Here is a 14,669-nt window from a genome sequence, read left to right on the forward strand (position 1 = left end):
CGGGTAATCGTGGACCGATCCACCCCGAACCACGCGGCCAGCACGTCGTGTGTGACACCGTGACGAAGGTGCACCAGCGTGGCCAACAGACGATCGATGAACACCAACCGATACCTCGCCCCCGCACCCACCGCCCGCACACGCGGCCGAGCTACCCGCCGCGCGTCTTGCCGCGCCTGCCAGACCGGGCCGACCTCGGCCACCAGATCAGCGATCACCTGGGCCGACAGGCCCGTCACCCGACGACTAGACACCACCGCTGCACGCCCCCACGGGTCTGTCAAACGAGCGGTGTAACTCGGGTTGAAGGAAACTACATGCGTCCGGCGGCCAGGCGGCCGTCGAAGGCGATCTCGAAGGCGTTCAACGCGGGTTTCCAGCGCATCGTCCAGCGTGCACGGCCGGTGCCGGTCGGGTCCAGGCTCATGATCGCCATGTAGACGCACTTGAGCGCGGCCTGCTCGTTCGGAAAGTGCCCGCGGGCCTTCACAGCGCGGCGGATGCGGGCGTTGACGCTCTCGATCGCGTTGGTCGAGCAGATCACCCGGCGGATCTCCGGGTCGAACGCCAGGAACGGCACGAACTCCGCCCAGGCGTTGTTCCACAACCGCACGATCGCCGGATACCGGCCACCCCACGCCTCGGTGAACTCGGCGAACCGTTCGCGGGCGGCGGCCTCGGTCGGCGCGGTGTAGACCGGCTTGAGCGCCTTGGCGATCGCGTCCCAGTGCTGACGGCCCGCGTAGCGGAAACTGTTACGCAGCAAGTGAACCACGCAAGTCTGGGTGATCGTCTGAGGCCAGACCGTGGTGATCGCGTCGGGCAGCCCGGTCAGCCCGTCGCAGACGACCATGAGCACGTCGGCCACGCCCCGGTTCTTCAGCTCTGTCAGCACGTGCAGCCAATATTTGGCGCCCTCGCCGCCGTCGCCGGCCCACAACCCGAGGATGTCGCGCCGTCCTTCGCAGGTGACCGCGAGCGCGACGTAGATCGGCCGGTTGGCCACCTGACCGTCACGGATCTTGGCTCTGTCGCCGATCTTGTGATCGCGGGCGTCTGTGATCATGACCGCGGTGTGCATGTGATGGTTTCGAGCAGTTGTTCCCGCACCTGTCTGCCCTGGTCATCGAGCGGATCGACCGCAGTGACGGGGTGGTCGGGTTGACGGCGCGGGTGCGTGCCAACTCGGCGTCCTGTCGCCGCTGCGGTCAGGTCTCGACCACGGTTCATGGCCGCTACTCGAGGCGGTTGACCGACATCGGCGTCGCGGGCGCTCGTGTGGTGATTCAGTTGGCGGTCCGCCGGTTCCGCTGTCTCAATGACGCCTGTCTGGCGGCCACGTTCGCTGAGCAGGTGCCCGATGTGACCAGCCCGCACAGCCGTCACACACCGCGACTGCGCGCGATGCTGACCACGATCGGGCTGGCATTGGCGGGCCGCGCCGGTTCCCGATTGGCCGCGGCACTAGGTCAACTCGCCGGTCGGGACACGCTGCTTCGGCTGGTCAAAGCCATCCCGGACGAGCCGCTCGCCGAGGTGAAGGTGCTGGGAGTGGACGACTTCGCGCTGCGCCGCGGACGCCGCTACGGAACGCTGCTGATCGATCTTGACACCCATCGGTCACTGGACATGTTCGACGGCCGCGACGGCGACCGGCTGGCCACCTGGCTGCGTGAGCATCCTGGTGTCGAGGTGATCTGTCGTGACCGGGCCAGCGGCTATGCCGAGGGCGCTCGAAGTGGCGCCCCGCAGGCGATCCAGGTCGCCGATCGGTTCCATCTCTGGCAGAACCTCGGCCAGACCGTGGAGAAGACCGTCAACGCGTTGCGCGTCCACCTGGCCGACCCAACTCCAGTCCCGCCTTCGACGGAGGCTCCGGCGGTGGTCCGACGGTCATCGGAGAAGAAGATCATCGGTCGGATGCGCGAGCACCACGCCGCGGTCCAGCACCTGATCGGCAAAGGCTGGTCGAAGGCCGCAGTCGGACGTCAACTCGATCTACACCCGGCCACAGTCCGCAAGTTCGCCAACGCCGCCTCCGTCAATGAGCTGATCGCCAAGACCGAGCAACGCGCCCATGTCGTCGACGCGCACGTCGAATACCTGCACCAGCGGTGGAACGACGGACACCGCAACGCCACCCAACTCTTCCGCGAGATCACCGAACGCGGCTACACCGGCGGCGAACTGGCCGTCCAACGCTATCTCCGACGATTCCGCCACGGACGAGGACACGCACCTGTCCCAGCACCGAAACCGCCCTCCGTCCGGCAGATCACCACCTGGATCATGACCCGCCCCGACCGCCTCACCCGGGACGACGCGATTCGACTCCGCAAGCTCCGACGGCGATCCCCGGACCTGGACCGGCTCGTCACCCACGTCCGCGACTTCGCCACCATGCTCACAGGCCTGCAAGGCCAGCGCCTCGACGCCTGGATCATCACCGCCGAGAAGGACACCTTGCGACCGCTCGCGTCGTTCGCGCACTTCCTCCGCCGCGACCTCGACGCGGTCCGCAATGGACTCACCCTGCCTCACAGTTCCGGCCCGGTCGAAGGCACCATCAACCGCCTCAAAATGCTGAAACGACAGATGTTCGGCCGCGCCGGACTCGACCTCCTCCGCAAACGCCTCATCCACACCTGACCCTCGCGATCACAAGATCGGCGACAGAGCCCGGATCTTCACGTGGATAGCGTCGATGAAGATCACCGGGTACACCGCGTCGAGCGGCCGGTTCTGCCATTCGACCATGCCCTCGATCACCTTGTCGGTGATCGTGGAGATGGTCTGCCGCGACACCTCGGCGCCATAGACCTCCGCGAGGTGCGCGGAGATCTCCCCGGTGGTCAAACCCTTGGCAGCCAACGAGATCACCATCTCGTCCACACCGCCCAGGCGCCTCTGACGCTTCGCGACGATCTTGGGCTCGAAGCTCGCGTCCCGATCCCGAGGCACGTCGATCTCGACCGGGCCCACGTCGGTGAGCACGGTCTTGGAGCGGATGCCGTTACGCGAGTTGCCGGTCCCGCGGCCGGCCGGGTCGTGCTTGTCGTAGCCGAGGTGATCGGTGATCTCACCCTCGAGCGCGGACTCCAGCACCAGCTTGGTCAGCTGCTGCAGCATCCCGCCCTCGCCGGTCAGCTTCAGCCCGCTGGCCTTCGCGCTGCTCAGCAACTGCGCGACGAGCTGCTCGTCCAGGCCGTCCAGGCCGGTCGCGGGCTTCGAGTTCTCGGCGTTCTCCACGCCGGACATCATGTCGGTCATCAGGTGCACTTCCATGATCGGGAGTTACACCGCTCGTTTTACAGTCCCCGCCCCACATCAAGATCATCTCGCGTGGCCCCACCCAACCATGCACGAGGTCGTTAGTCGGTCGGATCTTTCGCGCCCGCGAGACTGATCGGTGTTCGGCAGGACGACAGCCACTTGCGGTCCGGTCTCCGTGCCCGCGAAACGCGAGACTCACGCGGTAGAGCGGTGCTTATCCAACGGACCTGAAGACTGCGAGCGTTACCCTCCGTGCCCTGACAGGCCGCAGGTAGCGAGATGAGCACGGGCCGGGCGGGCCCTCGCATGAAGTCGACTCGTTCGGGTGATAGCTGCGGGCCAAGTTGGCGTTGGTCGCGAACTCTCTGTCGAATGGCGGTGAGTGGACGGTCGCCGGGTTGTGGCGTGGCTCCGCTGATTCGATTCGATGGAGGTGTGTGGTGGGTCCTGTCGACGAGCGCGGCTTGCGCGAGTTGCTGGTGGAGTCCGACGACCTGCAGTCCGACGCGATGCGCACGGCCAGGCGGGACCTCGACGACTACGTCGAGGCCGCGCTGGACACCCGCGCCTCGCGGGACCCGGGCGGGCAGTGGCCGGGCTGGGGCAAGGCGGGTCTGGCGGTCGGGCTGGCGGGTGCGGGCGCCCTGCTGGCGGCGTCCCCGGCGGCGGCGGACACCGCGCAGGACGTGCAGGCGTTGCAGACCGCGGCGAGCCTGGAGAACCTGGCCGTGGCGACCTACAAGACGGCGTTGACGTTGCCGTTCATCGGTGGCGCCGAGGCCAACGGCGTGGTGAAGGCGTTCGCCGAGAAGACGATGGCACAGCACACCGAGCACGGGCAGGCGTTCAACGCCGCGGCGGCCAAGCTCGGCGGCAAGGCGCAGAACGACCCGAACGCCAAGTACGCCGCGGTCGTGCAGCAGACCGTGCCCACGATCAAGGGCCCGGCCGACGTCGTCGCGCTGGCGATCGCGCTGGAGGACGTCGCGGCGCAGACCTACACCAAGAACGTCAGCCAGGTCTCCACCCCGGAACTCCGGCAGCTCTTCGCCAGCGTCGCCGGGGTCGAGTCCCAGCACAAGGCGATCCTGCTCGCGGTCAAGGCGCTGCTCGACGGCGGCGCACCGCAGTTGATCGCGTTGCCGCCGGACGCGGCGAAGTTGCCCGACGCCGCGGGTGGCGTGGGCTTCCCCGACGCGTTCTTCCCCACCGAGAAGGCCTCGCCGGTCGACGAAGGAGCGGTCAAGTGACCGACAAGCGCCCAGAGATGCAGATCAGCGAACGTGAATTGACCGCGATGACCCGCGATCTCGACGAGCTGCACGAGTCGACGTTCCCGGGCGTGCGCAAGCTGCTCGACGAGTTCTCCGCCAACCTCGCGCACATCACCCGCGGTCGCCCGACCGGCCGCCGCGGATTCCTGATGGGCGTCGGCGGGGTCACCACGCTCGGTGTGGTCGCCGCCTGCTCGAACAACGACACCGCTTCCACGGCGACCACCAGCGCGGCAGCACCCAGCACCACCGCCGGGGCGACCTACGAGGGCGACCTCAAGGTCGTCGCCCTGGCCGCGGCCCTGGAGAACCTCGCCGTCACCGCCTACACCGGCGCCCTCGACGCCGCGGGCAAGGGCACCCTCGGCACCGTCCCGCCCGCCATCGGGGTGTTCGTGCAGACCGCGATGAAGCAGCACCAGGACCACTCCGCGGCCTGGAACGCGGTGCTGTCCAAGGCGGGCAAGCCGACCATCACCGACGCGCCGCTCTCGATCACCGCCGACCAGGTCAAGGCCCTCGGGCAGGCGAAGTCCGTGCCGGACGTGGCCAAGATCGCCCTGGACCTGGAGAACGCGGCCGCGCAGACCTACACCTTCGCCGCCGCCAACGTCACCGACGCGGGCGGCATCATGACCGCGGCCACCATCCAGCCGGTCGAGGCCATGCACGCCGCGATCCTCAACTTCGTGCTCGGGCAGTACCCGGTGCCCGACAGCTTCATCGGCGTCGACAAGGCCGTGAAGCCCGACGTGCTCACCGCCAAGTAGATGCGGGCAATCCTGGCCGCCGCGGCCTTGCTCCTGGTGCTGGCGGGGTGCGGCACGGACTCCCCCTCGCCGGGCACCTCGGCCGCCCCGTCCGCACCGGCCGCGGGTGGCTCGGTCGCCAGCGGCGAGGTGACCGTCGAGGTCAAGAACTTCGCGTTCGCGCCGCAGCAGCTCACCGTCGCGGTCGGCACCAAGGTCACCTGGAAGTTCACCGACTCCGCCAAGCACAACGTCAAGGCCAACGACAAGTCCTTCGGCTCCGACGACCTCAGTGGCGGGGCGACCTTCGCGCACACCTTCGACAAGGCGGGCGAGTTCCCCTACATCTGCTCCATCCACCAGTACATGACCGGCACCGTCACCGTGCGGTAGCCCGTCGGAAGACCCCGGTACCCGGCCGACGACGAGTCACTCCGTCCCGGCCGGGTACCAGGCCCGACAACCAGGAGGACACGATGTCCCTGCCCTTGCGCGCGGTCGCCGCCGCCGGTCTGGCGGTCAACGCCTTCCTGCACTTGCGCGTCGCAGGCGACTACGACGGTAACGTCGCCACGATCAGCCAGGGCACCGTCTTCCGCGTCGAGGCCGTCATCGCGGTCCTCGCCGCACTGGCCGTCCTCGCCACCGCCCACCGCGCCGCCGCCGCGTTCGCGCTGCTCGTGTCGATCGGCTCGCTGGCCGCGGTCCTGCTCTACCACTACGTCGACCTCGGCGCCCTCGGTCCACTGCCCAACATGTACGAACCCACCTGGTACACCGAGAAGACCCTCAGCGCCATCGCCGAAGCCATCGCCGCACTCGCCGCCGGAACCGCACTCCTGCTGCGCCCGACACGAACACCAGCCACCACCCCCGAGGCCGGCCAACCACACGGCCGACACGCCAGCTGACACCGACCACACTTCTCACCCTGCGAACCCGGCTCTCGCCAGACACACATCCCACTCCGCAAGGGCAACTCCGACGCGATGAGATCGTCCGGCCTGCGCGATCACAGTGGCGACCGCACCTACCCATCGTGGTTGGTGCGCAGTCCGGACCCGTGGGTCAGGCGGGTAGCCGCACGGTAGCGGCGAAGAACTCGTCAACTTTGCCGACCGCGGCCATGAACTCGTCCAGGTCGGTGGGTTTGGTGACGTAGGCGTTGGCGTGCAACGAATAGCTGCTGAGTACGTCCTCGTCCGCGGCGGAGGTGGTGAACACGACCACCGGGATCGCGGTCAGGTCCGGGTCGGTCTTGACCTCGGCGAGGACCTCGCGGCCGTCTTTGCGCGGCATGTTGAGGTCGAGCAGGATCAGCCGCGGTCGGGGCGCCTCCTGGTAGCCGTCGGTGCGGCGCAGGAAGGCGACCGCTTCAATGCCGTCGTTGACCACATGCAGTGTGGTGCTGGTGGCGCGGGCCTCGAGGGCCTCGCGGATCATGATCACGTCGCCTTCGTCGTCCTCGACCAGCAGGACGTCGAAGGGGGCCGCCGTGGGGGTCGAGTCGCCTCGTTCCGCCGTCTGGTCGGTCATGCCTACTCCTAGGCGTGCTGGGGCGGGATGGACGAGCAAATGGTGCCATGTCCCACGTCGGCCATGCGTGTGACATCGACGTGAGCGGGGTGCACGTCGAGGTGGCTGGGGCACGGACGAGGTGAGGAACAGGAACACGATCGTCCAGGCTGTTGAAGGCAGCCGCGGCCGCGGTGCTCGCGTGGGTGCTGGCCGACCGGGTGCTGCACCTGCCGCAGCCGTTCCTCGCTCCGTACTCGGCGGTGTTGGTGGTCGAGTCGACGGTGTTCCGGTCGATCAAGGGGTCCGCCCAGCAGTCGATCGCGGCGAGCACCGCGGTGCTGGTGGCGCTCCTGGCCTCCCGGCTGATTCCCGAACCCCATTGGGCTCGGTGTCGCTGTGCTGGCCGGGCTGTTGGTCGGGACGTGGTGGATCGGCGTGACCGCAGCGCTGGTACTGACCAGCAACGGCGCCAGTCGGGAGATGATGCTGCTCGACCGGCTCATCGAGACCGCCCTCGGCGCTGCCCTGGGCACCCTGATCAACACCCTGGTCCTGCCACCGACCTATGAACGTCGGACCCGCGACGCGACGGCTGAACTCGCCGCCACACTGCGATCGGTCCTGTCCGGACTTGCTGAAACACTGCGCGCGGCCGACGAACCCCAGGATGCGAACCGGTTGATCCGGCGCACCACCGAGGTCGAGCACTTGGTCCGCCACGCCGAGGACGCGGTGCGGCTGAGCACCGAGGCCGCCCCGCTGAACTTGCGCCGCCGCGGGCACGACGGGGCTGACCCGCCGCGAGGCTGCGGGCGGCGTGGCCGCAGTTGGTGCAGATCGCCGGGTCGGTGCATTCCTGCACCGACCCGGGACCACTGCACCGCTTCCCCCCTCCCACGAGTCCCGCACCGACTACGCGGCGGTCCTGGACCACCTTGCCGACGTCGTGAAGGTGGCCTCCACGCCGGGCGAAGAAGCTCGGCCAGGCCATTGCCGGCGCCCTTGCGCGCATCAGTGGACTCCACGCGCGGATGACCAGCCCGGTAGAGCACTCGGCGGCCAAACGCGGGCTCAGCACGATGCTGCTCCCGCCCGGCTGGCCTCGACGCCCACACCCGCCAGCCGCCCTCGCCCCCCGCCTCGACCGGGTCACCGGAGGAAGACGGCGATCAAGGTGCTCACGTCGGTGTCGGGGTCGGTGGTCAGGCTCATCCGGTCGGTCATCTCGCGCATCACCATCAGGCTGTCGATCGAGCCGGGATCGCGTCCGGGATCGGTCCAGGCGAAGTGGTCCCTGGCGGTCAGCACGAGCACTTCGGCATCCACGTGCAGCGTCACCGTCGCCTCCGCGACCCCACCACCCCGGCGGGCGCGCAGGTGGTCGATCGCGCTGCTCACCGCCTCACTCGCGGCCCACACCACGTCGTGGCGGGCATGGTCGGTGATCTTGCTGTCGGCCACCCACCCGCGCACCCGGACACGCATCAGAGCCAACTGCTCGACCCGCACCGGCACCGTCGCGGTGAACACCGCCCACTCGACCATGGTCATACCCACCTGAATGCCCCACTCCCGCCCATTCACGCCCCACTGTGGCCAACCGGACCGAACGCAGTCGGCGACGAACCTGTCGCGGGGCCCTCGATGGTGTGATTGCATCGAGAGGTGAGAGACCGTCAACTCCCGCTCCTGGCCGTTGACCAGGACACCCTCGCAGACAACGGCGTACTGGTGGTGACCGCCCGAGGCCAGATCGACCTGGGCACAGTGTCCGAGCTGGTCAACGGGCTGACTCAGGCCATCGACCACGCGGGACAGACCGGAGCGGGCATGGTGCTACTCGACCTGTCCGGCACGACCTTCCTGGCCTCCGTGGGGCTGGCCGCGCTCCTGGAGGCCACGTCCACCGCCCGAAGCGCAGGTGCGGAGCTGAAGGTGATCACCGGAAGCGCCCACGCCGTTCTGCGCGCCCTGGAGATCACCGGCCTCGACACCACCCTCGCGATCCATCCGGACATCGATGACGCCCTCGTCCGCACCCCACGCAACCCAGCCTGAGCCGGTCCCTGCCGCTTTGCGCCATTCGTCCGTCGACCGCCGTTGCGATTCATTCATAGGTCAGCGGGGGTATCGGGGCGGCATGAGCAAGCATGGGATCGCGGTCTCGGTCGTGGTGGGGCGGTGCCAGTGGACGAGATCGTCTCGGCCCTGCCGACCACCACCAAGACGACCACCAGTCGACCGCGACCGCGAGCGCGTGGGACGCCGGATCGGCCGCGCAGACCACGCGGCTACTGACCCAGGCCACCCTCGACGGCCGGGTCACCACGGGGTACCGGGTCGCGGTCGTCTACAACGCCCGTGACCGCGCCTCCACCGCCGCCCAGGACCTGCTCGACATCGAAGTCCCCGGCGACGACAGCGCCCGACTCCGGAATCAGGCGGTGCCGCTGTTGACCGAGGCGGTCTCCGCGACCACCGACGCCGCCCGCACGGCCGAGGACGACGACCAGCCTGGCCTGACCGCAGTGCTGTGCCGCTTGGAGCGCGTGGTGGCTGGGCTGGGCGAGATAGCGGGGTCGTGAAGCGGATTCTTGGCGGTCAACCTGGGGATCCTGACCGCGATCGGCGGGTTCTTCGACATCGGCGACCTGGTCGCAACCTCCGAGACCGGCGCCCGCGTCGGAATGCGCCTCGCGTGAGTCGTCGTGCTCGGGGTGATCGGGATCTGCGTCTACGCCGAGATGTCCGGCCGCGTCGCCGCCGTCAGCGGGCGGCCGGTGTTCGACCTCGTGCGCGAACGCCTCGGACCGCGTGTCGCGTTGGCCAACCTGCTCGGCTCCTACCTCGTCACCCTCACGACCCTCGCTGCCGAGATCGGCGGTGCGTTCTACTCAACCGGCCCTTGGCCGCCGGGTCGTCCGTGCGGCCTGGACAGTGGTAACCCGTGACATCGGGTCCCTACCCGACACGATCTCTACAGAGCGGGCAGACCGCGATGAACTCTGTGAAGTAGATTGCCTGCGGGTACGGGCGGGTATCGCGAGCGTCCCGGGCCTGCGGCGAAAGGGTCGACATGATCGCGGGGATGATGTCGTGGATGCCGGGTCGGTGACGGACCCGCCCGGTCGGCCGCCCGCGGCGATGCGCGCTGTCCTGGCCGCCGGCGGGATCATGGGCGAGATGATCGCCGCCCGGGATTGGTCGGCCTCGGCGCTGGGCCCGATGGAGCGGTGGCCGCAGTCGCTGCGCACTGCGGTGGACCTGTGCCTGATGTCGCGGTTCCCCAGCTTCGTGTTCTGGGGACCGGATCTGACCCAGCTGACCAACGACGCGGTGATCCCGATCCTGGGGTCCAAGCACCCCGGCGCCCTGGGGCGCCCTGCCCGTGAGGTGTGGGCCGAGACGTGGGACCTGGTCGGCCCGATGTTCGCCGGGGTCATGGCCAACCGGGAACCCGCGTACTCCGAGGACATGCTGGTGGTGCTGGAGCGCGGCAGGTTGTCCGAGGAATGCTTCTTCACCTTCTGCTACAGCCCGATCAGCGTCGAGACCGGCGAGGTCGGTGGGGTTTTCGCCACCGTCACCGAGACCACGGCCGAGGTGGTCGGGGCGCGTCGCACCGCGCTGCTGGCCGACCTGAGTGAACACACGCGCACCGCCGCGTCGCCTGCCCAGGCGTGCGAGCGGGCGGCGGAGGTGTTCGCCCGGCATCCGGTCGACGTGCCCTTCGCCCTGCTGTACCTGCTGGAGGAGCACGGCGAGCGGGCGGTCCTGGCGGCCGTCGCCGGGGTGAACCCGGAGGAGGCGCTCGCCCCCCGCACGCTGGCCCTGTCTACCACGGGCTCGGGGCCGGTGTCCTGCTGGCCGGTGGGAGAGGCGCTCGCGGGGCCGGTGCGGGTGGACTGCCCCGACGATCCGGGGCTGGAGCGGATGGCTCGCGCGGAGTTCGGGCCGCCGTCGCAGGCACTGATCGCGCCGATCACCGCGGCGGCCACCGACCGGCCCGCGGGATTCCTGATACTGGGCCTGCACCCCGGCCGTCCTGTGGATTCCGGGTACCGGACCTTCGCGGGGCTGCTGACCGGTCAGGTCGCCGCCGCGATCGCGGACGCCTCCGCCTTGGAGGCCGCCCGCCACCGCGCCGATCAGCTCGCCGCCCTCGACCGGGCCAAGACGACATTCTTCGCCAACGTCAGCCACGAATTGCGCACCCCGCTGACCCTCATGCTCGGCCCGCTGGAAGGCCTCCTGGCCGACCCGCACACCCCCGAACGCGACCGGCTGGACATGATCCACCGCAACGCGCTGCGGCTGCTGCGCCACGTCAACACCCTGCTGGAGTTCACCACCGCCGACCGTCGCGAGCGGCTGCACCTCGAACCGATCGACCTGGCCGCGTTCACCGCCGAACTGGCCTCCCTGTTCCAGCCCGCCCTGGAACACGGTGGCATCGACCTGACCCTGGACTGCCGTCCGCTGCCCGAACCGGTGTGGGTCGACCGGCAGGCCTGGGAGAGGATCGTCCTCAACCTGCTGTCCAACGCCTTCAAGTTCACCCTCGACGGCGAGATCACCCTTACCGTCGACGTCCAGCACGCCGCCGACGGGCAGCGGTGGGCGCGGATCCGCGTCACCGACACCGGCGTGGGCATCCCCGCCGAAGAACTGCCCCTGATCTTCGACCGGTTCCACCGCGTCGAAGACAGCGACTCGCGCAGCGTCGAGGGCAGCGGCATCGGCCTGTCCCTGGTCCGCGACCTGCTGCACCGCCACCACGGCACCATCGAGGCCACCAGCCTGCCGGGCCAGGGCAGCACCTTCACCGTCCTGCTGCCCTACCGCCCAGCACCCCTCACCCAACCCGCCGGCGACCCTGCCGCGGAACCGGCAACGGCTGCGGCACCTGCGGTACCGGCTCCCGAGGAACAGGACGTCGACCGCTCAGCGGCCTTCGTGAGCGAAGCACTCCGCTGGGTCAGCGCGACCCGGATCTCCGGCGACCCCGACGGACCGGTCGAGGTCCTGATCGCCGACGACAACGCCGACATGCGCGCGCACCTGGTCAGGATCCTGTCCCCGCACTGGCGGGTCCACGCGGTCGCCGACGGGCACACCGCGTTGGACGTCGCCTTGCGTCACCCCCCGGAACTGGTCCTCACCGACGTGATGATGCCCGGCCTGGACGGCTTCGCCCTGCTGACGGCGCTGCGCGAGGACGAGCGGACCCGAGACGTCCCGGTCGTGATGGTCTCCGCCCGGGCAGGCACCGGGGCGGTCATCGACGGCCTGGACGGCGGCGCCGACGACTACCTGGTCAAACCGTTCACCACCGCCGAACTCCTCGCCCGGGTCCGCACCCACCTGACCACCGCCCGGCAGCGGCGCGCCGCCGCGTCCCGCCTGCAGCACCTGGCCGACATCACCCACGAGCTCAACAGCAGCCTGGACCCCGACGTCGTCGCCGCGACCCTCGCCCGCCATCTCACCCCCGCCTACAGCCAAGCGCTCACCATCGAGGTCCGTGACGGTGGCCCGCACGCCCCGCTACGGCCACTGCACACCACCGGCTCGACCCCGCCCCGCGCGCCCGGCGAACAGGACGACGACCGGCTGGTCCTGCCGCTGGTCTACCGCGACGAGCACACCGGCGTCGTCGAGCTGACCGGCCTGACCACCGCGGCCCGCACCGGCCTGGACCGCCCTTTCCTCACCGCCGTCATCGACCGCGCCGCCATCGCCCTCGGCAACGCCACCAGCTACCAGCACGAACACCACACCGCGCTCAACCTGCAAACCGCCACCCTCACCGGTCTGCCCGATGTGCCCGGCCTCGCCCTGGCCGCCCACTATCGGCCCGCCGCCGTCAAGCACCTCGTCGGCGGCGACTGGTACGACGCCTTCATCCTGCCCGCCACCGACGGCAACCGGATGTCCCTGGCGGTCACCATCGGCGACATCACCGGCCACGACATCCACGCCGCGGCCCTCATGAGCCAGGTCCGCAACATGCTCCGCCAAGCGGTCCTCGACCACCCCGCAGCCGGACCCGCCACCGCCGTCACCGCCCTCGAACACGCCTGCGCTCAACTCCTGCCCACCGCCTCAGGCACCCTCATCCAAGGCCAGCTCGACCAGGACACCACCGGCGCCTGGATGTTCACCTGGACCAACGCCGGACACCCACGCCCCCTGCTGCTCAACCCCGACGGAACCGTCGACCAACTCCTCGCCCCCGGCAGGCTCATCCACCACAGCCTCACCCCGCTCCCACGCCGCGACCACCAGCAAGCCCTGCCCCCCGGATCAACCCTCCTGCTGTTCACCGACGGACTCATCGACCGACCAGGCAGCAACTACACAGACGAACTCACCACCACCACGCGCCTGCTGACCGAACTCCACGACCGACCACTCCCCGACCTCCTGCACACCCTCGCCACGAAAATCCCCGGATCCCACCCCGCCGACGACATCGCCCTCCTGGCCATCCACATCACCTGACCGATCAAAACCCACGTACGACCGACGCTGTCGGCCTCGTTAGGAGGGCCCGCATACCGTCGATTTGACCTGCTGTGAGCGCCTGGCGGGTCAGGACCGCGCGTCCAGCGCATCCGCTATGTCTTCGATTCGGCTGAGCCGTCGTAGCTCAGAATCCTCTGCCTCCGAGTGGAACAGAGGCCCGACCGCCCGGGTGCTCAGGCTCGAGCCCCGCAGGCGACAAGTCTTGTGTGCGATCGGCTCGGGTTCGGCGGACAGCAGCAAGCCCTGCGGCGGGTGTGATTCCTGACCGGCGACCTCTTCGGCGTCCTGTCCGGACTCGACCTACTCGGTGCACCCTTGTCGCTCTTTCCGTGGATGGCACCGCAAACGCCCGCCACGTGCCCCGCCTCAAGCAGGACTGCCATCCAACGCCTCCTCACCGCCGCGATCACACCGCTTCATGCCCAGACCGCCAACAAAACCCACACGGCCCCTGACACCAAGACTGCCGAACATCTGATCAAGGAGCACCGAGGACTGCGGCGCCTTACCCGACGATTCCGTCACCGCGCTCTCTCCACCAAAGGCGTCGTGAGGTCGCCGAGGAGCGGCGCCGCAAGGCCATCGCGCTGCGCCACCAGCCCGACCAACGGGTCGCGCTCGCGGGCACCAATCTTTCGCCCCTACCGCTGACCTGATCCGGCGTCCTAGGGGACGCCGGACTTCTCGCCGCACGGGCGTATGGGTACTCTGCCTACGTTGCGCGGGTGAGACACCGCGATCTCGTCGTCATCGGTGCCGGTTCGGGCAACGCCGTAATCACCGACTCCCTCGCCCACCTCGACGTGGCCATCATCGCCGAGGCCCCTCCTCGGCTGGACCTGCCTCAACGCCGGGTGCGTTTCCAGCAAGATACTCGCCCACACCGCGCAGGTCGCCGACACTGCTGCCCGCCGCGATCACAACGCGGTCGGCTTCGATGTCGACCACGCCCGTGGACGCCGAGTCAGCGGGGAAACGGGTCCAAAGGACTCGGACTTCATCACCGTCTACACCGGACATACTCGTTCCCCGGTTCCTGGCGGCTGCCCATGCGGAGCACTGAGAAGCGTGCGAACACGTGCGATCGCGCACCTGCCGCCACCGGACCTCACCGAGCCGCGCGTCCACGTCGAACCGACCAGCGTCGGCGACGGAGGCCCACGATCCCACCGCCGCAGCCTGCCCATCACTACAGCCGCGTGTCGGCGGCCAGTGAAAGATCCCCATGGGCGGCCACTTACCGCCCCGTAGATGGCCGGTGATCTCCCCGCTGGTGGCCAGATATCTCCCCGGTGAGTAGTCCAGGCCACCGGTCAACAAGAGTCGG

13 protein-coding genes and 2 pseudogenes are annotated in these 14,669 nt (G+C 69.2%); 10 read left to right on the forward strand and 5 right to left on the reverse strand.

Features of this window, described 5'->3' with window-relative positions; translation table 11 throughout:
- Together QSK30_RS35775 and QSK30_RS35780 are read right to left on the reverse strand one after the other, a co-directional pair.
- Nucleotides 1-239 (reverse strand): helix-turn-helix domain-containing protein (locus QSK30_RS35775; protein ID WP_285509853.1); only part of this gene is annotated, 239 nt, incomplete at its 3' end.
- A gap of 74 nt (nucleotides 240-313) precedes the next feature.
- Nucleotides 314-1,024 (reverse strand): annotated as a pseudogene (locus tag QSK30_RS35780) (IS256 family transposase); the annotation flags it as partial.
- A gap of 74 nt (nucleotides 1,025-1,098) precedes the next feature.
- Between QSK30_RS35780 and QSK30_RS35785 the strand changes: the two are divergent.
- On the forward strand, nucleotides 1,099-2,649 hold the full coding sequence (locus tag QSK30_RS35785; RefSeq protein ID WP_285509854.1) for an ISL3 family transposase: 1,551 nt from the start codon (nucleotides 1,099-1,101) through the stop codon (nucleotides 2,647-2,649).
- A 30-nt stretch (nucleotides 2,650-2,679) separates the two neighbouring features.
- On the opposite strand, the pseudogene QSK30_RS35790 reads toward QSK30_RS35785, so the two are convergent.
- Nucleotides 2,680-3,270 (reverse strand): annotated as a pseudogene (locus QSK30_RS35790) (transposase); the annotation flags it as partial.
- A 443-nt stretch (nucleotides 3,271-3,713) separates the two neighbouring features.
- On the opposite strand from QSK30_RS35790, the gene QSK30_RS35795 reads away from it, so the two are divergent.
- From QSK30_RS35795 to QSK30_RS35810, 4 genes are all read left to right on the forward strand, one after another.
- Complete coding sequence (locus QSK30_RS35795) at nucleotides 3,714-4,523, forward strand: ferritin-like domain-containing protein (protein ID WP_285509855.1); 810 nt, start codon at nucleotides 3,714-3,716, stop codon at nucleotides 4,521-4,523.
- Nucleotides 4,520-5,317, forward strand: a complete 798-nt coding sequence (locus tag QSK30_RS35800) for a ferritin-like domain-containing protein (RefSeq protein WP_285509856.1) — start codon at nucleotides 4,520-4,522, stop codon at nucleotides 5,315-5,317. The genes QSK30_RS35795 and QSK30_RS35800 overlap by 4 nt, the downstream gene beginning before the upstream one ends.
- Nucleotides 5,318-5,689 (forward strand): cupredoxin domain-containing protein, encoded by a 372-nt coding sequence (locus QSK30_RS35805; RefSeq protein WP_285509857.1) that lies wholly within the window; start codon nucleotides 5,318-5,320, stop codon nucleotides 5,687-5,689.
- Between the two features lie 83 nt (nucleotides 5,690-5,772).
- The gene (locus QSK30_RS35810; protein ID WP_285509858.1) at nucleotides 5,773-6,207 is read left to right on the forward strand and encodes a hypothetical protein; all 435 of its coding nucleotides are present in this window, start codon (nucleotides 5,773-5,775) and stop codon (nucleotides 6,205-6,207) included.
- A 157-nt stretch (nucleotides 6,208-6,364) separates the two neighbouring features.
- Here QSK30_RS35810 and QSK30_RS35815 read toward each other — a convergent pair whose 3' ends face one another.
- On the reverse strand, nucleotides 6,365-6,832 hold the full coding sequence (locus QSK30_RS35815; protein WP_285509859.1) for a response regulator: 468 nt from the start codon (nucleotides 6,830-6,832) through the stop codon (nucleotides 6,365-6,367).
- 152 nt (nucleotides 6,833-6,984) lie between these two features.
- Here QSK30_RS35815 and QSK30_RS37075 point away from each other — a divergent pair, with 152 nt between their 5' ends.
- Complete coding sequence (locus QSK30_RS37075; RefSeq protein WP_352231681.1) at nucleotides 6,985-7,383, forward strand: aromatic acid exporter family protein; 399 nt, start codon at nucleotides 6,985-6,987, stop codon at nucleotides 7,381-7,383.
- 580 nt (nucleotides 7,384-7,963) lie between these two features.
- Here the strand turns inward: QSK30_RS37075 and QSK30_RS35820 are convergent.
- Nucleotides 7,964-8,365 (reverse strand): ATP-binding protein, encoded by a 402-nt coding sequence (locus QSK30_RS35820; protein WP_285509860.1) that lies wholly within the window; start codon nucleotides 8,363-8,365, stop codon nucleotides 7,964-7,966.
- Between the two features lie 114 nt (nucleotides 8,366-8,479).
- Between QSK30_RS35820 and QSK30_RS35825 the strand changes: the two genes are divergently transcribed.
- From QSK30_RS35825 to QSK30_RS35840, 4 genes are all read left to right on the forward strand, one after another.
- Nucleotides 8,480-8,872 (forward strand): STAS domain-containing protein, encoded by a 393-nt coding sequence (locus QSK30_RS35825; RefSeq protein ID WP_285509861.1) that lies wholly within the window; start codon nucleotides 8,480-8,482, stop codon nucleotides 8,870-8,872.
- 92 nt (nucleotides 8,873-8,964) lie between these two features.
- A complete protein-coding gene (locus QSK30_RS35830) occupies nucleotides 8,965-9,399 on the forward strand; it encodes a hypothetical protein (protein WP_285509862.1) in 435 nt (144 codons plus the stop codon).
- A gap of 123 nt (nucleotides 9,400-9,522) precedes the next feature.
- A complete protein-coding gene (locus QSK30_RS35835; protein ID WP_285509863.1) occupies nucleotides 9,523-9,765 on the forward strand; it encodes a hypothetical protein in 243 nt (80 codons plus the stop codon).
- Between the two features lie 160 nt (nucleotides 9,766-9,925).
- Entirely contained in the window at nucleotides 9,926-13,318 is a 3,393-nt protein-coding gene (locus QSK30_RS35840; RefSeq protein WP_285509864.1) for a SpoIIE family protein phosphatase, read from the forward strand.
- Nucleotides 13,319-14,669: the final 1,351 nt, after the last annotated feature.

Origin of the sequence: Actinokineospora sp. NBRC 105648 (genome assembly GCF_030269645.1) — a bacterium.
Classification (GTDB): domain Bacteria; phylum Actinomycetota; class Actinomycetes; order Mycobacteriales; family Pseudonocardiaceae; genus Actinokineospora.

Excerpts from the sequence above, each read along its gene's own strand:
- QSK30_RS35805 (WP_285509857.1), top strand. The coding sequence starts at position 5,318 with ATGCGGGCAATCCTGGCCGCCGCGGCCTTGCTCCTGGTGCTGGCGGGG.
- QSK30_RS35810 (WP_285509858.1), top strand. The coding sequence starts at position 5,773 with ATGTCCCTGCCCTTGCGCGCGGTCGCCGCCGCCGGTCTGGCGGTCAAC.
- QSK30_RS35815 (WP_285509859.1), bottom strand. The coding sequence starts at position 6,832 with ATGACCGACCAGACGGCGGAACGAGGCGACTCGACCCCCACGGCGGCC.
- QSK30_RS35820 (WP_285509860.1), bottom strand. The coding sequence starts at position 8,365 with ATGACCATGGTCGAGTGGGCGGTGTTCACCGCGACGGTGCCGGTGCGG.
- QSK30_RS35830 (WP_285509862.1), top strand. The coding sequence starts at position 8,965 with ATGGGATCGCGGTCTCGGTCGTGGTGGGGCGGTGCCAGTGGACGAGAT.